Raw genomic sequence first — 20003 nt, forward strand, 5'->3', positions numbered from 1 at the left:
CAGCCGTGAGCTAAAGCTCACGCTGCTTGAGGTGCTTATTTTATTCAAAAGCACCTCAAGTACCCTGGCCTACGGCCAATGGCTGATCGCTGTTCGGTGTAGCGTGCGCTAATCGCTGACCGCTGATAGCTGATAGCTGATAGCTGATAGCTGATAGCTGATAGCTTACCAATTAACAACTTTAATGTTATTAAAATAAAATTTATCCATGCCATCCCTTTGCCATCAGGGAGTCAGAATGTGTTACCCTAAAGGGGTTTTATAAACATCGCACATCCAGGGTTTCGGGTGTTTCTAAAGGGAAATCCACCTGGATGGAGGTTAAACCCGAATTAGGAGTTAAAAAATTATGCCTGTAGTTTCTTTAGCTGAAATGCTAGAGTCAGGGGTTCACTTTGGTCACCAGACTCGCCGATGGAACCCCAAGATGGATCCTTACATTTACACTGCTCGCAATGGTGTCCACATCATTGACTTGGTACAGACAGCTCAGCTGATGGAGGACGCTTATCACTATATCCGCACCTCATCAGAGCAGGGGAAAAGATTTCTGTTTGTCGGTACTAAGCGGCAAGCGGCTGGAATTATTGCCCAAGAGGCAAGCCGTTGTGGTGCCTACTATGTTAACCAGCGCTGGCTAGGTGGTATGCTCACCAACTGGGAAACAATTAAGACCAGGGTGGAGCGACTGAAAGATTTAGAGCGTCGGGAAACCAGTGGTGCCCTTGACTTACTGCCAAAAAAAGAAGGGTCTATGCTGCGCCGGGAACTAGGTAAGCTTCAGAAGTATCTAGGTGGCATCAAAATGATGCGTAAGGTTCCCGACATAGTCATAATCATAGACCAAAAGCGGGAGTACAACGCTATTTTGGAATGTGAAAAGCTAAGTCTACCGATTGTATCACTATTAGATACAAACTGTGACCCTGATTTAGCCGATATTCCGATTCCAGCTAATGACGATGCGATCCGGTCGATTAAGCTAATCATAGGTAAACTGGCTGATGCCATTTACGAAGGCCGTCATGGTCAGCTAGATACTGCAGAGGAATATGAATACGAAGAATTTGAAGAGGGATTAGAGGAGTTCCCAGACGAGGAGGAAATTCAAGAGACTGAACAAAGTGAGCAAATTGAATCCGTAGATCAAGGAGATAACCAGGATACTGAGCAAGAATAGTTAGTTGTCTTCGAGTTTGAACCCCCACGCTGAATTTACCCTTTGATAAAAATCAACTAGCTTTCAGCGTGGGCTGGTAAGCCCATACTCACAGATCGAGTAGTGTGGGAACATATCACGGTGTAATCAGTTTCACTAACAGTAGGAACAAAAACAACATGGCGGAAATTAAAGCAAAACTTGTCAAAGAGCTACGGGAAAAAACCGGCGCTGGCATGATGGATTGCAAAAAAGCGCTCGTAGAAAGCGACGGAGACACGGCCAAAGCTATAGAATGGCTGCGTAAAAAAGGCATTACCTCAGCTGAGAAAAAATCCGGTCGTGTGGCAGCAGAAGGAATTATCGGCAGCTACATCCACACTGGTGGTCGAGTCGGTGTACTCGTAGAAATTAACTGCGAGACCGATTTTGTTGCCCGGCGCGACGAGTTCCAAGCCCTAGTCAAGAACGTCGCCATGCAAGTAGCAGCTTGCCCTAACGTTGAATACGTGAAGGTCGATGACATCCCTCAAGAGATTGTTCAAAAAGAAAAAGACATTGAAATGGGTAGGGATGACCTAGGCAAAAAGCCAGAAAACATCAAAGAGAAAATTGTTCAGGGTAGGATTGACAAACGCCTTAAAGAACTCTCGTTGATGGATCAACCTTACATTCGTGATCAAAGCATCACAGTGGAAGAATTAGTCAAGCAATGTGTTGCCCAGTTGGGTGAAAACATCCAAGTGCGTCGTTTCACTCGCTACGTCTTGGGTGAAGGTATAGAAAAGGAAGAAAGCAACTTTGCTGAAGAAGTTGCTGCCCAGATGGGCTCTTAAACCAAAGCTTACCTTTGAGCTTCACCCAAGATCTTGATCAACACCCTTCACTGATGTCGGAGATAGGGAATATCAGCTAGTTTAGCATTGCTCTCACACCATAATCTTTGATTTGGTTTGAGAGGGATGCGCGGTTCCACCCGGGGGTTCAATGCCCCCGTATGGAACCAATCACAACGCTTTCACAGGCAAGTCGTCAGATGGCCCTGATGGCTCCAAGGGCAGACTTGACCTAACCAGGTGTTCAAGGCATTGTAAAGTTGGGAGTTTTTTTCACAGCATTTCTAGAGTATGACTGGTATCAACTCCATGTGAGCATTATTGGTCTACTCGTGACAACCAACTCAAGAAATCTTCCCAACTTTTTAACTCAAAAATAATATCTGTTAACCCTTCCAAATTTGACAAAGACAAACCTTGAACTAAGTTGTTTATTTCCTCGGTCATTTCTGGGAATCGTTTTTTCAGCAGACGCATGACCAAAATCTGTGCCTCAGTGATGCGACCTTCAGCATTCACTTCCTGATAAAATCTGGTCTGTTTCCATTCAGTAAGTCCAAACATCGCTTCTAATTCCCTCCAGGGACGTTCAGGAAATTTATACACTAAGGCTTGTTCTACTAATTCTATCGCATTTCTTTGCTGTGCTACTGGTAGAGCCCTCGCACATCTTTCCAGTTGCTGTACTCTGTGTTGGACATTGGTCTCTGGTTCTACTACCAGGCGTACCAGTCCCAATCCGATTGAGTCTGAGGTGTCTGGAGTTTCATCGAGGTAAAGTGAGCGCAGATATCCTGTTTGGACTTCGCCATCGTAACATCTGGGAATCCCTGTATCCAAGCTGCGCTTAGCCCAAAATACTACCGCTTGCCAACTATGCTGCCAGCGATTTTGTCCTAAGTAGACAAACACTTCTTGCATGAGGCGGTAGTACAAGTCCTCATCTTTCTGAAATTGGACTTCTAGGAAATAAATAGGGTCGCCATCTCGTTTGGGGAGAAATACGCCGTCGGTGCGTTTGGCGAGTTCTTTGAGTTCGATGGCCTTAAAATTATAGTTTTGTGCTAGTTGAGAGTTTTCTTCCAGGAGTTCAAAGAAAGTACCAGGGAGGGTTTGGAACACTTTATAAAATAGGCTGTCAGTGCGCATTGGTTAGCATTGGAAGGAACTGGTATTTGGGTTATCTGGCCAATATTATATGCTAATGCTCCTGAAGGTACCCCTGATGAGGTAGATCGTACTAACAGTTTAGCAGAATTATTAGCCTTAGATAATGCTGGAACCTTCTTAGCCTTAGAAAGGTATTTTGACGACACTGGCTTAAACCAAAACAAGCTCTATTTAGTATCGGCTCAAAATGCTACTGATGTCAGTAAATTGCCAAGCTTGAAAGGTCGAGATATTGTTGTAGCCGAAAAACAACTGCTGGTAGATTTTAATGATCTTGGGACTAATCTCGATGATTTTGAAGGTTTAGCCTTAGGTCCAGTTTTACCCGATGGTCGTCAATCCTTAATTGTGGTTAGTGATAACGACTTTGACCCGGAAACTCCTGCTACTCAGCTCTTTGCTTTTGCGTTAGATATTGCTCCTGCCAGTGAGACTAAAGAACAAATTTTTGGTACGTTAGAAGCAGATGCTTTAGAACTAACTGGTAGCAATAACTTAGTTTTTGCTGGGGAAGGTAACGATATCATTGATGCTTCTTTGGCTGATGGAAATAATCGTATCTATGCTGGTAACGGTGACGATACTGTTATTTTAGGAACAAGCGATGCTCCTTTGGAGCCGCTGCGCGATTGGCCTACGGCCACGCTAAAAGCGAACGCGTTTTTGGTGCAGAAGGTGCAGATCGTTTCTTTGTGACCTCTGGTGGTAACAATACCATGACTGGGGGCGCAGGTGCAGACCAATTCTGGATTGCTTCTGCTGAAATTCCTGATAGCGCTAACATCATTACTGACTTTTTCAGTGGCGAAGATGTGATTGGTATTGCTGGTTTGGGTATTGGTTTTGATGATCTCACCATTACCGATGGGGATTTGGGAGCAGTAATTTCTGCCAATGGCAGTGACTTAGCTATTGTTACTAATCTCTCGGCTGATCTTGTTGCTAATCAAGATTATTTCGTTTTTGTCTAAATCCTAAATTTATCATATCTGGATAAGCCAAAGGTGGGGGAAAACCCACCTTTTTTTTATATTTCATTGACAATTAATATTATTTTATTTTTTTGCTAAATTCATGATACTTTCTTAAATAAATCAGGCAAATATAGTCAAATAAAAATGTTTTTTTACTATTTTTTTTATAAAAGTCAATGACTGAGAAGAAAGCTATTGTCATCGGTATTGATGGAGCGCAGTTATAAAAACTAGACGAAACTCCTACACCATATCTTGACAGTTTAAATATTATAGAGTCTTTCACAGGAGGGATTCAAGGAACAGAAACAGAACAACAAACCTTTAGTGGTCCAGGTTGGGGCAGTTTATTAACAGGTGTTTGGGCAAACAAGCACGGTATTGTTTCCAATGACGATACATTAAGAGCTAAGCCAGACTATCCTAGCATTTTTGAATACGTTCATAATGACGATCCCGATAACTATATTGCTTCTGTGGTTAACTGGGGTCTAATCAATGCTTATTTTGAGGAAGATATTAATTCAATTGTTGATTTTGAATTGACCGCACCAGAACCCACTGATGATCAACTGGCTCAAGATAATATTATTGCGCAAACTGTAGCCGATTTAATCTTAAAAGAAGGGCCAGCTTATACCTTCGTTCATCTCGATAACGTTGATGTTGTGGCTCACAATTTTGGTTTTTATACCGAATATTTAGAAGCAATTACTATGGCTGATGGTCATGTGGGGACAATTCTTGATGCGGTAGAAGAAAGAGAAGCAGCATATCCCGATGAAGATTGGTTAGTGATTGTAACTACAGATCATGGTCGCGAACCATCAGAAGGCTTTGATCACGGTGGACAAACTGACTCGGAAAGAACGACTTTTATTGCATCTAATAAAGAACTAGATGATTCTTCCGTTGCACCTGTAACTGATGTTGTACCCACTGTTCTTGATCATTTGGATATTGAAGGCGGTGAATTTGATGGAACATCTCTTCTTGAGTCTCAACCCGAGGGAGCATGTCACTTATGCAGAACATTTGTACTCAAGCTATAGCCCCGTAATGTGTTTTAGCTTGCTGTGATAGTATATAGTTCATCTGTTCTACAATTTTGACCTGCTCCCCTTTCGTACCAACAGTTTTTGGGGCGCGTTCGCTGGCTGCAACAGAATCATTGATTTTCAAGGTCTTTTTTGGCTCTAATTTCTTGAATGTCTTGCCAAAAATCAGATCTTGTCACATTTTTTAGAGACTGTTGACGTTCTTGAGTATAATCACCAAAACCCCATCCTACATCTTGTAAAAAACGAATTGCATCAACTTGCCCTAATTCCTTAACTAAGGCATAATACCCTTTTTGTCTTAATTCAATTGGTGTCATTGTTGTTATTTTATTTTAATACAAAAGTGTTCATTAACCAAGTGACAGGATTATCTAATTTTACTTTTAAGAGATGGCTATACTTAATTGCTTTCTTGAGCAATCTATCATCCGTTGTCAATAAGACATCTACCTTAGCCGTTTCAGCGCAAGCAATATGAAAAGAATCATACAAACCAAAGCCTAACTTTTCTATTTCTTGAGAACGTTTATCTATTTCCTCGGTTAAAATTATTTTATTTTCAGCAACCTGTAATAATTTTCTAATCCTGTCTAGTTTGTCAAGATTAACCATTCGGTTTAATTCTGCTTCTATAGCTTCACTACTTACCAGCTTCCATTCTTCTGAAGAAAACCGCTTAAAAATATCTAGAATTGTTTGTCCTTCTAATCGAATTCTATCTTGTCGCCAATCATCAAAAGGACGATTTAAGCAACAAACATCAAGATAAATTAAGTAAGATTCAGCCATTACTACCCCTTGGTTTAATCATACCTCGAAGGGAATTGCAATCAATAGCTTAAGTTTAGCATTCGATCCCCATTTCATCGATGTCGAGTCATTCCCTTCAAAGTTGAAAGAAGCGATGCTCCTTGGCCTTTGGGCCACGCGGGGCGCGTTTGGAGCCGCTGCGCGATTGGCCGTAGGCCACGCTAAAAGCGATTGACCGTAGGTCACGCTAAAAGCGAACGCATTTATGTAACAAAAGTTTCGAGAAAGCGAACGCGCCCCGCGTGGCCTACGGCCAATCGCATAAGCGCGGAAGCGAAGCTTCCGGAGCGTAGCGTGACATGCAGGTCAATCGCACTACTTCAGGAAAGTCCCCATCCAGCAGAATCCCTGAGACTGGCACTCTGATATAATCGTTTAATGTTCGATAATACCTGCAAGTTCTGACCTGCAGCAGTCTGTAATTTATCAAGACATTAAGGATGAAGGCCGTCATTTTGGGACAATCGAACGAATTGGCGTCATTTCAGCCTAGGAAAAATCAGGGTTTGACCCCAGTTTGACAGAAGAGACTTCTATCTAAAACTATTAGAAACTTAGCATCAGGCACCAGCTGTTTCAGGGTCTGCGAATAACCTTTGGCATCACAACAGTAGCGGAACCGAGCGAAAACGACTGGTGGCATCGGTGGTAATAGCCGAATCAGTACCCATGTCTTACACCTTAATGTAATGTGTAGTGCTTTATTTGAGGCTGATTCCCTGTCTTGATGCAGCGCAAAGTAGCCGATAATCTATCCAAGATTTCGGCTGTAATGGTAGTATATTTGCTTGGTAGGTACCCGATAAGGCGTTCGCGTAGCGTGGCCTTTAGGCCATGGCTTGAGTACCTACTTCATTTTTCTGTGGACAGGCATGTGATTATTTCGAGTCTGGGGCTAACTGTTGCGCTACTGTTTTGGGGTCTTTATCTATTTCCTTTGTTAATGGATTGAGGTCAATATCAGGATAGAGTTTTTGCGCTTCTTTGAATTTTTTAACAGCACTCTTGAGATTTGGCTCTTTTTGTAAAATAGCCCGACCTTGTCTCACCATAAATTCTGCTTTGGTTTTATCTTCCCAACTGGCATGCTTAAGACAAGCTTCTCCTGCTTTATTATTTTTAGGCGCAACGAGGTCAGGATGAAATTGTAGCTGATCACATCCGTCTTTTAACCAATCTTTCCAATTTCCAGCCCGCCACAACCGCACTGTTTTGTCCCAACTGCCACTGAGAATCTGTTTGCCATCTGGGCTGAAGGCGATATCAGTGACACGACTTGTATGACCTTCCAAGGTATGGAGAAGTTGACCCGATTCGTTATCCCACAAGCGCACTGTGTTATCCTGACTACCACTGAGAATCTGTTTGCCATCTGGACTAAAGGCGATATCAGTGACAAAACTTGTATGACCTTCCAAGGTATGGAGAAGTTGACCGGATTCGGTGTCCCACAACCGCACTGTGTTGTCCTCACTCCCACTGAGAATCTGTTTGCCATCTGGACTAAAGGTGATATCTGAGATACGACGTGTATGACCTTGATAGGTATGGAGAAGTTGACCGGATTCGGTGTCCCACAACCGCACTGTGTTGTCCAAACTCCCACTGAGAATCTTCTGACCATCTGGGCTAAAGGCGATCGCAGTGATAGAACCGGTATGACCTTCTAAGGTATGGAGCAGTTGACCGGATTGTGTGTCCCACAACCGCACTGTCTTGTCGTCACTGCCACTGAGAATCTTTTTCCCATCTCGGCTAAATGCGATCGCATGGACATAATCTGTATGACCTTCCAAGGTATGGATAGGTTTACCAGATTCGGTGTCCCACAACCGCACTGTGCCGTCCGAACTCCCACTGAGTATCTTATTGCCATCTGGGCTAAAGGCGATATCTGAGATACGACGTATATGACCTTCCAAAGTATGGACCAAAGCATGGAGAAATTGACCGGATTCAGTGTCCCACAACCGCACTGTGCCGTCGTTACTCCCACTGAGAATCTTTTTACCATTTGGACTAAAGGCGATATCAGTGACCTCTGTAGAACCTCCTAAGGTCTGGAGAAATTGACCGGAATCTATGTCCAATAACCTCAAGGTGTTGTCTAAACTCCCACTGAAAATCTGTTTGCCATCTGGGCTAAATGCGATCGCATGGACATAATCTTTATGACCTTCCAAAGTATTGAGAAGTTGACCCGATTCAGTATCCCACAAGCGCACTGTGCCGTCCGAACTCCCACTGATAATCTTTTTACCATCTGGACTAAAGGCGATCGCAGTGATAGAACTGGTATGACCTTCCAAAGTATTGAGAAGTTGACCGGATTCGGTGTCCCACAACCGCACTGTGTGGTCACCACCCCCACTGATAATCTTTTTACCATCTGGACTAAAGGCGATCGCATTGACACTACTTGTATGACCTTCTAGTGTATGGAGCAGTTGACCGGATTCTGTGTCCCACAACCGCACTGTGTTGTCGTCACTCCCACTGAGAATCTTTTTGCCATCTGGACTAAAGGCGATCGCAATTACAAAACCTGTAGGACCTTGGAAGGTATAGAGCAGTTGACCGGATTCTGTGTCCGACAACCTCAAGGTGTCGTCATCACCCCAAATGAGAATCTTTTTACCATCTGGACTAAAGGCGATCGCATTGACACTACTTGTATGACCTTCTAGTGTATGGAGAAGTTGACCCGATTCAGTATCCCACAAGCGCACTGTGTGGTCACCACCCCCACTGAGAATCTTTTTGCCATCTCGGCTAAAGGCGATACCATTGACCCAACTTGTATGACCTTCTAGTTGATGGATTAGTTGACCGGTTTCTGTGTCCCACAACCGCACTGTCTTGTCGTGACTCCCACTGAGAATCTTTTTGCCATCTCGGCTAAAGGCGATACCATTGACCCAACTTGTATGACCTTCTAGTTGATGGATTAGTTGACCGGTTTCTGTGTCCCACAAACGCAAGGTGTTGTCAAAACTGCCACTGAGAATCTTTTTGCCATCTGAACTAAAGGCGATAGCAGTGACAAAACTTGTATGACCTTCTAGTGTATAGAGCAGTTGACCGGTTTCTGTGTCCCACAAACGCACTGTGTTGTCGTGACTCCCACTGAGAATCTTTTTGCCATCTGGGCTAAAAGCGATATCAGTGACAGAACCTGTATGACCTTGTAAAAGATTCCTTTCTCTAACCTTATCTAAAGCTGCCAATAAGCTAGAATTAACTTCATTGATCACTCTTGGTTGCAAGGATTTTTGGTGATCTTGAATTTTAGCGGTTGATTCAATAGCTTGGAGCAATTCTTCTGTAGTAGGTTTTAATGATAGAGAATACTTGATATTAGCAGCTTGTGCTAGTAAGTCTGAGTTAATTGCCCGTTTACGAGATTGTAAGCCAAAATAAGTCGATAACACTAAACCTGTACCTAACCCCAGCATAACTGCGATCGCAACACCCCAATTTCGACGAGTATTGATGCTTTTTTGCCTGACGCTACGCTGCACAAACTCAGCTTCTACTTGGTTCAGCCAGTTATCATCAGAATTGAGTACCTTTTTCAACAAATCAAGACGAGGGTTAGCATTCCAAAGAAACTTTGCCTGTTGCTGGCTTTTCCACTCCTGGGCTGCGGGAGTCAACCGCCGTTGTAAAAATAAATTTTCCTCCTCTTTTTGTTTCCACTCCAGCAACCTTTGCCAACCCCGCACCAAAGCATCATGGGCTGGTTCTACATCAGGATTCCCCTCACTATCAAGTCCTTTTACTAATAACCGTGCTGTGCTAAAACGCTCAATTACTTCCTTGACTAAACTATTTTTCTCGGGGGGATATTCCAATTCTGATAACGGTACCCGCCTACGGGCTAATTCACCCCCACCTAGTGCCACCATCCGCAGCATGACATGACGGATTACTTGGTCATAAGCAGGATTTTCTTGAACTAGCAAATGATACTCTTTATCTGCCCTTTGAGTTAGCGATCGCATTACTCCCCCCAATTCCTGATAATCGGCTTGAGTCAAGGCCCGGTCAATAGTAATACCCCTGTATTGTGCCTCCCGTTGCCGCCTTAAATACTTGAGGAATAATTCACTCAAGGCAAAAGACAGTAGGGGTAATGCTCCCGGCATATCCGCCACTTCATCAATTAATTTTTCTACTAATTCGTGGGGTTGAAAATACATTACCCGTGCTTGAGCCGGTTTTTCTATCGCTTCGTTGAGTTCCCCTCGTGTCATCGCCGGTACAATCAATCGTCCACTTTGCCAAAGATTTATCAGTACCGTAGTTCCCAATTGATTTAGTACTTCCGGTGCCAACTTTAAGCCCAAATCACAGATGTGGGGTTCAAAATCAGAACGTAGGGTTAATACTACCCGTAATTTATCCCCATGGGCATTTATGGCTGTGAGTATCTGTCGGAAAAACCCCTGACGCTCATCTAAGTTTTGACAGAGTGAATAATTTCTTCGCTTTGGTCAATAAACAGTAATAACTTAGAGTTGGGGTTATTCTTCGCCCAAACATCAATGCTCATTGCCAGGTTATGCTGGGGGTTTTGTGGCTCAACCAAGGGTAACTTAGCTTCAGTCAGCACATTATTTAATGGTTCCAAGGGAGTCTCACCAGGACGGATGGGTAGCAAAATACACCATTTCTCAGTCTGAGATTGCCGTAGTTTGGGAATTAATCCTGCCTTGACCAAGCTAGACTTACCGGAACCGGAAGCACCCAACACCACTGTTAAGGGATTAGCTTTGACAAAATCTTCTAACTTTTCTACTACTAATGTTCTACCGAAAAACAGGGCACTGTGTTTCTCGTCAAAGGACTTTAAACCGCGATAGGGATTTTGTGACTCATCTAATGGTGGTGCGGGCGGTAAGTTAAGTTGATGTCCCGGAGAAAGAAAGATATACTCGCCTTTATCGTGCTTGTTTAAACACCAAATACCAGGGGTTTGTCGCAGACGGCATTTTTCTGTGGGTATTTCTACTCGATCCCGTAAATGTAAATATAATTCTGTGGCTGTAATTACCCCATCTCCAGCCGGTTTACCATTCGTGGCACGAGGATAGATATCTGCTGCCCCTTCCAGTGCTTCTAATAATGCCGCTGCAAAAGGGGAATGATTGCCGACTTGACCGCGTACGCTATCTAAATTAAAGTTATCTAAAGCCTTTTGGTCAGAAGCTGAAGAAGTAATAATTTGCCAGGCTGGGTCAGTAATAAAACGGTCATAACGCTCTTGGTGAATTACTTCTGGCGATGTGAGTAAATCCCTAGTATTCGACCATTTAAAAGCACCAGCAAAACAGCAGTCGAGGATACCCAAGAAATGACGACAGGGTAATTTAATTAAAGCATCGTGTAACAAGGTCATGGGCAGATAACTATTAGTATCCCCGAGTTTGGCATCTTGAGGAATTAAGTAACCAGCCGGACCATCATCCCCATTGAGGGCGACTCCATGACCAGCAAAGTAAAATAATAAGCGGTCATTTTCAGTGACGAGTTCTGGTAAGGTATGAAATAAAAATTTGTTAAACTTAGACAGAGTTGCCACTTCGTCTAGGCATTCCCACACTTGGTAATCATGCTTCTCGCGGAGAATTTCCACTAGTTTTTTGGCATCGTTTACGGCAGTGTTGAGGGGGGAAATGCCGTTGGTGTAGTTATTGATGCCGATGATAAAGGCGAGATTGCGAGAAAACATGTTATGCTAAAAGCACTTATAAAGATAACTTTAATACTATTGATTGGGAGCATCAAATTTGGGATGCTCCCTATTTATTCCCCAGGATAATCTGTTAACTTTACGCAGAAATTATTAGTTTCGTAATAAATCTTTACAGATTGTCATTTTGAATTAATAATTTTGAATTTTGAATGGTCGGCTTTGCCTATAGCTTGACCTACGGTCAAGGGACTTGACCAATAGCTGCTACGGCGTTAAAAACTTTTATCTTTTGCAACTACTTCTTTACTTTGTCGCACAATTGCCTATCGCTCTCGCTGACATTAGGATTATTCTCCAAATAATGGCGCAGCCAATCGCAAGTCTTCGCCATTAAAGAGTCTAAGTTTAAGTCTAGATTCCGGAAGAGTTTGATCCTGAAAAGTTTGATCGTGTTGTCAAGACTGCCAGAAGCCAAGGTCTGGCCATCCCGGCTGAAACTGACGCTATTGACAGCGCCATCATGCTCGATCAGGGTGTGGATTACCTTGCCTGTCTCTAGATTCCAGTGTTTGATGGTGTTGTCATCACTGCCAGAAGCCAAGGTCTGGCCATCCCGGCTGAAACTAACGCTATTGACAATGTTAGTATGCCCGATCAGAGTGCGGATTTCGGTTCCTGTCTCTAGATTCCAGAGTTTGATGGTGTTGTCAGTACTGCCAGAAGCCAAGATCTGGCCATCCCGGCTGAAACTAACGCTATTGACAGCGCCATCATGCCCGATCAGGGTTCGGATTACCTTGCCTGTCTCTAGATTCCAGAGTTTGATGGTGTTGTCATCACTGCCAGAAGCCAAGGTCTGCCCATCCCGGCTGAAACTAACGCTATTGACAGCGCCATCATGCCCGATCAGGGTGCGGATTACCTTGCCTGTCTCTAGATTCCAGTGTTTGATGGTCTTGTCCTCACTGCCAGAAGCCAAGGTCTGGCCATCCCGGCTGAAACTAACGCTATTGACAGCGCCATCATGCCCGATCAGGGTGCGGATTACCTTGCCTGTCTCTAGATTCCAGTGTTTGATGGTCTTGTCCTCACTGCCAGAAGCCAAGGTCTGGCCATCCCGGCTGAAACTAACGCTATTGACAGCGCCATCATGCCCGATCAGGGTTCGGATTACCTTGCCTGTCTCTAGATTCCAGTGTTTGATGGTGTTGTCATCACTGCCAGAAGCCAAGGTCTGGCCATCCCGGCTGAAACTGAATCTCGTGACTCTGTTAGTATGCCCGATCAGGGTCTGGAGGGTCTGGAGGGTGAGGATTTTCCTTCTCGTCTCTACATTCCAGTGTTTGATGGTGTTGTCATCACTGCCAGAAGCCAAGGTCTGGCCATCAGGGCTGAAACTGACGCTAAAGACCAAGTCAGTATGCCCGATCAGGGTTCGGATTACCTTGCCCGTCTCTAGATTCCAGAGTTTGATGGTGTTGTCCTCACTGCCAGAAGCCAAGGTCTGGCCATCCCGGCTGAAACTGACCCTCCTGACATCGGAATTATGCCCGATCAGGGTGCGGATTACCTTGCCTGTCTCTAGATTCCAGAGTTTGATGGTCTTGTCATCACTGCCAGAAGCCAAGGTCTGGCCATCCCGGCTGAAACTGACCCTCCTGACATCGGAATTATGCCCGATCAGGGTGCGGATTACCTTGCCTGTCTCTAGATTCCAGAGTTTGATGGTCTTGTCACGACTGCCAGAAGCCAAGGTCTGGCCATCCCGGCTGAAACTGACGCTCTTGACATCGGAATTATGCCCGATCAGGGTGCGGATTACCTTGCCTGTCTCTAGATTCCAGAGTTTGATGGTCTTGTCCTCACTACCAGAAGCTAAGGTCTGGCCATCGGGGCTGAAACTGACGCTCTCGACATCGGAATTATGCCCGATCAGGGTGCGGATTTCGGTTCCTGTTTTAGGATCCCAGAGTTTGATGGTCTTGTCCTCACTGCCAGAAGCCAAAGTCTGGCCATCCCGCCTGAAACTGACGCTCCTGACAGCTTCAGTATGCCCGATCAGGGTTCGGATTACCTTGCCTGTCTCTAGATTCCAGAGTTTGATGGTCTTGTCACGACTACCAGAAGCCAAAGTCTGGCCATCCCGGCTGAAACTGAATCTCGTGATTCTGTTAGTATGCCCCTGCAAGCGGTTGCCTTTGCTGGCTTCATCAAGAACTTTCTGCAGGGCACTAATCACCTGTTGGTCCGATGCCTTGTGTTTTTGTAGGATTTTTCCTGCCTTAATCACCTCCACCAAAGCCTCCATGTCTTTATATTTAGCAAACAGAGACAAAGAAGAGCGAGCGATAGAATTGGCTTGAGTAATTTGAGAGTTTCTCCATTGCATCCAAACGGCAGCATAGAAAATCATTGCCACCAGAACTGAGCCAGCGATGCTCCAACCCACAATTGTGTGACTGCGTTTTTTTCTAACACTACGCCGCACAAACTCAACTTCTACCTGGTTTAACCAGTTGTCCTCAGAATTGAGTTTTTTATTCAATACATCGAGATAAGGATTGGCATTCCAAAGAAATTGTCCGGTTTTATCTCTCGAACCTTTTTGTATATCCGGTGTCCGTTGCCACAATCGAGCCAAGTTCGTATTTTCGAGGGTGTTTATTTTGTTAAGAAAGTTTTCAGCAAGGTCAAGTCTCCCATCCAACCAATTAATTACAGGTTCAGCCAATGCTTCAAAACCGGATGATTGTTTTTTGCTTTTAACACTTTTCCACTCCACCGCCGCAGGAGTCAACCGCCGTTGTAGAAGTAAATTTTCCTCGTCTTTTTGTTTCCACTCCAGCAACCTTTGCCAACCCCGCACCAAAGCATCATGGGCAGGTTCCACATAGGGATTCCCCTCAGCATCTTGTCCTTTCACCAATAACCGTGCTGTGCTAAAACGCTCAATTACTTCCTTAACTAAATCATTTTTCCCTGGTGGATATTCCAATTCTGATAAAGGTACCCGCCTACGGGCTAACTCACCCCCACCTAGTGCCACCATCCGCAGCATCACATGACGGATTACTTGGTCATAAGCGGGATTTTCTTGAACTAGCAAATCATACTCTTTATCTGCCCTTTGAGTTAGCGATCGCATTACTCCCCCCAATTCCATATAATCGGCTTGAGTCAAGGCCCGGTCAATAGTGATTCCTCTATATTGTGCCTCCCGTTGTCGCTGTAAATACTTTAGATAAAGTTCGCTCAAGGCAAAAGAAAGCAAGGGCAATGCTCCCGGCATATCCACCACTTCATCAATTACTTTTTCTACTAATTCGTCGGGCTGAAAATACATCACCCGTGCTTGAGCGGGTTTCTCGATTGCTTCGTTGAGTTCCCCTCGTGTCATCCCTGGTACAATAAATCGTCCCCACTTAAGTTTTTCGCCGACAAACTTTAAGCCAGCATCCCTGACTTGGGCTTCAAAGTCAGAACGTAAGGTTAATACTACCCGTAATTTATCCCCATGGGCATTTATGGCTGTGAGTATCTGTTGGAAAAACTCCTTACGCTGATCATAGTTTTGACAGAGTGTAATAATTTCTTCGCTTTGGTCAATAAACAGTAATAACTTAGAATTGGGGTTATTTTTCGCCCAAACATCAATGCTCATTGCCAGGTTCGGCTGGGGGTTTTGGGCTGCTACCTCTGGTAATTGGCTATTTTTTAAAGCATTATTTAACTGTTGCAAGGGCGTCTCACCAGGACGGATGGGTGACAAAATACACCATTTCTCAGTCTGAGATTGCCGTAGTTTGGGAATTAATCCTGCCTTGACCAAGCTAGACTTACCGGAACCGGAAGCACCCAACACCACTGTTAAGGGATTAGCTTTGACAAAATCTTCTAACTTTTCTACTAGTAATGTTCTACCGAAAAACAGGGCACTGTGTTTCTCGTCAAAGGACTTTAAACCGCGATAGGGATTTTGTGACTCATCTAAAGGTGGTGCGGGGGGTAAGTGAAGTTGATGTCCGGGAGAAAGAAAGATATACTCGCCTTTATCGTGCTTGTTTAAACACCAAATACCAGGGGTTTGTCGCAGACGGCATTTTTCTGTGGGTATTTCTACTCGATCCCGTAAATGTAAATATAATTCGGTGGCTGTAATTACCCCATCTCCAGGCGGTTTACCATTTTTGGCGGGAGGATAGATATCTCCTGCACCTTCTAGGGCTTCTAATAATGCTGCCGCAAAAGGGGAATGATTGCCGAATTGACCGCGTTCGCTATTTAAATTAAAGTTATCTAAGGCTTTTTGGTCACAGGCTGAGGACGTAATGATTTGCCAGGCTGGGTCACTAATAAAACGCTCGTATCGTTCTTGGTGAATTACTTCTGGCGAGGTTAATAAATCCCTAGTATTGGACCATTTAAAAGCACCAGCAAAACAGCAGTCAAGGATACCCAAAAAATGACGACAGGGTAATTGAGTTAAAGCATCGTGTAACAAGGTCATGGGCAGATAACTATTAGTATCCCCGAGTATTGCATCTTGAGGAATTAAGTAACCAGCCGGGCCATCATCCCCATTGAGAGCGACTCCATGACCAGCGAAGTAAAATAACAAGCGGTCATTTTCAGTAACTTGTTCCGGTAAGGTATGGGATAAAAATTTGTTAAAGTTAGACAGAGTTGCCACTTCGTCTAAGCATACCCAGACTTGATAACCATGCTTTTTGCGGAGAATTTCCACTAGTTTTTTGGCATCGTTTACGGCAGTGTTGAGGGGGGAAATGCCGTTTGTGTAGTTATTGATGCCGATGATAAAGGCGAGATTTCGGGAAAACATTTTCTGCAAAAAGCACTTATAAAGATGACTTTAATACCCTTGATTTGGAGCATCAATTTTTGGCAAATATATCTTTTTATGTGGGCGGTCTAATTACCCTCACACAGCTGGGTATAGTTTTTCAAAACTGGAATGCTCCCTATTTATTCCCCAAGATAATCTGTTAACTTTACGCAGAAATTATTATTTACGTAATAAATCTTTACATATTGAATTGGCAGACAACCTCTAGTGTTATTGGCGTATATAGGGTTTATAAATGAGATGTAAACCTAGGAGCTAGTTTTTTACTGTCCAATAAAACTTCGTATCTGTTTCCCCTCCTGGGAGGGGTTAGGGGTGGGTTGCTCTCCCACAGGGGTAGGTTTTTTACATTAGGGTCAAACATGGGACTTAACCTCAGCATAGGAAAAGGAAAACAACGAATAAATGATGATTTTTAACGACAAATTAAGTACATTGTCTTGATGCAATAGCGAGTGGTTAGAAGTTACCGTAAGATAGTGGAGCCTTATTAAAAAATATTTAACCCTTTTCTGCATAACCTGCTAACTATAAAGGCTCCACTATCTAAGGTTTCGTCTCCGGGGGAAACCCCCTGTTCCCTTGCTGCATCGCTTTCTTATACCCCACACCCCACACCCCACACCCTAAACCCAACACCTGAGGTCTTTGTAAAAAACCTACCCTTATGAGGGGTTGCTCTTGCCTCCTTACTAAGGGGGGTTAGGGTGGGATTCCTCTTGTATGCAAGCTTTTTTATACAAGAATTATGTTTACCTCTCCACGAACTAGATTGTTTTCAGAAGTGGAGTTAATGTTCAATACAGTAGACCTCTTGCAAAAGTATTTTTTTGATACTGTTTTCGTCAATTATTGTTACTGTTTTCTGTCTCCTGTCTCCTATCTCCTGACTTCTGCAAGAGGTTTAGTATTGAGGGAAAATTCCCCTACTACTTTGATAGAGTCGTTTTGGAATTGCTCAGATGCGCATTTGAGTTGCTGCAACTGATTAAAACTAAAGATGCTCAATCCACTCAGAGCCAGAATCACGACCGTTACACAGCTAATTAATCGACGGCTATCATTTCGCCTTTTTTGCAGAGTACGCCGCACAAACTCAGCTTCCACTTGGTTAAGCCAGTTATTATCAGAATTGAGTACCTTTTTAAACAAATCCAGACGAGGGTTAGTATTCCAAAGAAACTTTGCCTGTTGCTGGCTTTTCCACTCCTGGGCTGCGGGAGTCAACCGCCGTTGTAGAAGTAAATTTTCCTCATCATGTAGTTTCCACTCCAGCAGCTTTTGCCAACCCCGCACCAAAGCATCATGGGCAGGTTCCACATAGGGATTCCCATCAGCATCAACTCCATTCACCAGTAACCGCGCATTGGTAAAGCGCTCAATTACTTCTTTAACTAAATCATTTTTCCCTGGTGGATATTCCAATTCTGATAAAGGTACCCGCCTACGGGCTAACTCACCCCCACCTAGTGCCACCATCCGCAGCATCACATGACGGATTACTTGCTCATAAGCGGGATTTTCATTAACTAGCGCCTCATATTCAAGATCTGCCCTTTGAGTTAGCGATCGCATTACTCCCCCCAATTGAAGATAATCGGCTTGAGTCAACGCCCGGTCAATAGTAATACCCCTGTATTGTGCCTCCCGTTGTCGCCTTAAGTATTTCAGGTACAGTTCACTTAAGGCAAAAGACAGCAGGGGCAATGCTCCCGGCATATCCGCCACTTCATCAATTAATTTTTCTACTAAATCGTGGGGCTGAAAATACATCACCCGTGCTTGAGCCGGTTTTTCTATCGCTTCGTTGAGTTCAGCTCGTGTCATCGCCGGTACAATAAATCGTCCACTTTGCCAAAGATTTATCAGTACCGTGCTTCCCAATTGATTTACTATTTCCGGTGCCAACTTTAAGCCCAAATCACAGATGTGGGGTTCAAAATCAGAACGTAGGGTTAATACTACCCGTAATTTATCCCCATGGGCATTTATGGCTGTGAGTATCTGTTGGAAAAACTCCTTACGCTCATCTAAGTTTTGACAGAGTGTAATAATTTCTTCGCTTTGGTCAATAAACAGTAATAACTTAGAGTTGGGGTTGCGTTTTGCCCAAACATCAATGCTCATTGCCAGGTTCTGCTGTGGGTTTTGGGCTGCTACCTCTGGTAATTGGGTATTTTTCAAAGCATTATTTAACCCTTGCAAGGGAGTCTCACCAGGACGGATGGGTGGCAAAATACACCATTTCTCTTGATCTTGCCGTAGTTTGGGAATTAATCCTGCCTTGACCAAGCTAGATTTACCCGAACCAGAAGCACCCAACACCACTGTCAGGGGATGAGCTTTGACAAAATAGTCTAACTTTTCTACTAGTAATGTTCTACCGAAAAACAGTGAACTGTGTTTCTCCTCAAAGGAGTTTAAACCGCGATAGGGATTTTGTGACTCATCTAAAGGTGGTGCGGGCGGTAAATTAAGTTTATGTCCCGGAGAAAGAAAGATATATTCTCCCTTATCGTGCTTATTTAAACACCAAATACCAGGGGTTTGTCGCTTACGGTATTTTTTTGTGGGTATTTCGACTCGATTCCGTAAATGTAAATATAATTCTGTGGCTGTAATTACCCCATCTCCCGCCGGTTTACCATTTTTGGCAAGAGGATAGATATCTGCTGCACCTTCGAGGGCTTCTAATAATGCACTAGCAAAAGGGGAATGATGGCCGAATTGACTGCGTACGCTATCTAAATTAAAGTTATCTAAGGCTTTTTGGTCCGAGGCTGAGGACGTAATGATTTGCCAGGCTGGGTCAGTAATAAAACGGTCGTATCGTTCTTGGTGAATTACTTCTGGTGAGGTTAATAAATCCCTAGTATTCGACCAACGGAAAGCACCAGCAAAACAGCAGTCTAGGATACCCAAGAAATGACGACAGGGTAATTTAATTAAAGCATCATGCAACTTCGTCATGGGCAGATAACTATTAGTATCCCCCAGTAAAGCATCTTGAGGAATTAAGTAACCCGCCGGGCCATCATCCCCATTGAGAGCTACTCCATGACCAGCGAAGTAAAATAATAAGCGGTCATTTTCAGTGACTTGTTCCGGTAAGGTTTTTTCTAAAAATTTCTTGAAGTTAGTGAGGCTGGCAAGTTCGTCTAAGCATTCCCAGACTTGATAGCCATGCTTTTTGCGGAGAATTTCCACTAGTTTTTTGGCATCGTTTACGGCAGTGTTCAGGGGGGAAATGCCGTTTGTGTAGTTATTGATGCCGATGATAAATGCGAGATTTCGGGAGAACATATAGCAGTTGGCGATTTTCTTAAGTGCCAAATTATGGGTTTTTCTGGAATAGGAATACCCTCTAAGGGCAGGGCTATTTCATTCTCGCCAAAAATAGATAGGGAGATGGGAACCCACCCACCCTGGTC

At 43.9% G+C, this 20003-nt stretch carries 10 protein-coding genes and 2 pseudogenes; 5 read left to right on the top strand and 7 right to left on the bottom strand.

The genetic code is table 11. The features are described 5' to 3' along the window. Positions 1–349 precede the first annotated feature (349 nt). Together rpsB and tsf are read left to right on the top strand one after the other, a co-directional pair. On the top strand, positions 350–1180 hold the full coding sequence (gene rpsB / locus BJP34_RS11430; RefSeq protein WP_070392457.1) for a 30S ribosomal protein S2: 831 nt from the start codon (positions 350–352) through the stop codon (positions 1178–1180). 158 nt (positions 1181–1338) lie between these two features. Beyond that, positions 1339–1995: a translation elongation factor Ts gene (tsf, locus tag BJP34_RS11435; protein WP_070392458.1), complete on the top strand. Its 657-nt coding sequence runs from the start codon at positions 1339–1341 to the stop codon at positions 1993–1995. A gap of 318 nt (positions 1996–2313) precedes the next feature. Here the strand turns inward: tsf and BJP34_RS11440 are convergent, their stop codons facing one another. Beyond that, the gene (locus BJP34_RS11440; RefSeq protein WP_070392459.1) at positions 2314–3144 is read right to left on the bottom strand and encodes an Rpn family recombination-promoting nuclease/putative transposase; all 831 of its coding nucleotides are present in this window, start codon (positions 3142–3144) and stop codon (positions 2314–2316) included. Positions 3145–3153: 9 nt separating this feature from the next. On the opposite strand from BJP34_RS11440, the gene BJP34_RS11445 reads away from it, so the two are divergent. The 3 genes and pseudogenes from BJP34_RS11445 to BJP34_RS11455 all read left to right on the top strand — a co-directional run. Further along, the gene (locus BJP34_RS11445; RefSeq protein WP_070392460.1) at positions 3154–3861 is read left to right on the top strand and encodes an esterase-like activity of phytase family protein; all 708 of its coding nucleotides are present in this window, start codon (positions 3154–3156) and stop codon (positions 3859–3861) included. Positions 3862–3881: 20 nt separating this feature from the next. Then, the gene (locus tag BJP34_RS11450; RefSeq protein WP_149030921.1) at positions 3882–4136 is read left to right on the top strand and encodes a hypothetical protein; all 255 of its coding nucleotides are present in this window, start codon (positions 3882–3884) and stop codon (positions 4134–4136) included. Between the two features lie 260 nt (positions 4137–4396). Then, positions 4397–5191 (top strand): annotated as a pseudogene (locus BJP34_RS11455) (alkaline phosphatase family protein); the annotation flags it as partial. Positions 5192–5307: 116 nt separating this feature from the next. Here BJP34_RS11455 and BJP34_RS11460 read toward each other — a convergent pair. From BJP34_RS11460 to BJP34_RS11480, 6 genes and pseudogenes are all read right to left on the bottom strand, one after another. Continuing rightward, entirely contained in the window at positions 5308–5517 is a 210-nt protein-coding gene (locus BJP34_RS11460; RefSeq protein WP_070392463.1) for a hypothetical protein, read from the bottom strand. Between the two features lie 10 nt (positions 5518–5527). Then, complete coding sequence (locus tag BJP34_RS11465) at positions 5528–5989, bottom strand: PIN domain-containing protein (protein ID WP_070392464.1); 462 nt, start codon at positions 5987–5989, stop codon at positions 5528–5530. Between the two features lie 899 nt (positions 5990–6888). Beyond that, positions 6889–8607, bottom strand: coding sequence for a WD40 repeat domain-containing protein (locus BJP34_RS47285; protein WP_418904158.1), 1719 nt, complete (start codon positions 8605–8607; stop codon positions 6889–6891). 2 nt (positions 8608–8609) lie between these two features. After that, positions 8610–11744: pseudogene (locus tag BJP34_RS50385) on the bottom strand (caspase family protein). A 259-nt stretch (positions 11745–12003) separates the two neighbouring features. Further along, positions 12004–16548: a caspase family protein gene (locus BJP34_RS11475; protein ID WP_070392465.1), complete on the bottom strand. Its 4545-nt coding sequence runs from the start codon at positions 16546–16548 to the stop codon at positions 12004–12006. Positions 16549–17451: 903 nt separating this feature from the next. Further along, complete coding sequence (locus BJP34_RS11480) at positions 17452–19905, bottom strand: caspase family protein (protein WP_229424323.1); 2454 nt, start codon at positions 19903–19905, stop codon at positions 17452–17454. Positions 19906–20003 lie beyond the last annotated feature (98 nt).

The organism is Moorena producens PAL-8-15-08-1, assembly GCF_001767235.1.
GTDB lineage: Bacteria > Cyanobacteriota > Cyanobacteriia > Cyanobacteriales > Coleofasciculaceae > Moorena > Moorena producens_A.

Coding starts and splice junctions, on each gene's coding strand:
- BJP34_RS11460 (WP_070392463.1), bottom strand. CDS start 5,517: ATGACACCAATTGAATTAAGACAAAAAGGGTATTATGCCTTAGTTAAG.
- BJP34_RS11465 (WP_070392464.1), bottom strand. CDS start 5,989: ATGGCTGAATCTTACTTAATTTATCTTGATGTTTGTTGCTTAAATCGT.
- BJP34_RS11475 (WP_070392465.1), bottom strand. CDS start 16,548: ATGTTTTCCCGAAATCTCGCCTTTATCATCGGCATCAATAACTACACA.
- rpsB (WP_070392457.1), top strand. CDS start 350: ATGCCTGTAGTTTCTTTAGCTGAAATGCTAGAGTCAGGGGTTCACTTT.
- tsf (WP_070392458.1), top strand. CDS start 1,339: ATGGCGGAAATTAAAGCAAAACTTGTCAAAGAGCTACGGGAAAAAACC.
- BJP34_RS11450 (WP_149030921.1), top strand. CDS start 3,882: ATGACTGGGGGCGCAGGTGCAGACCAATTCTGGATTGCTTCTGCTGAA.
- BJP34_RS11440 (WP_070392459.1), bottom strand. CDS start 3,144: ATGCGCACTGACAGCCTATTTTATAAAGTGTTCCAAACCCTCCCTGGT.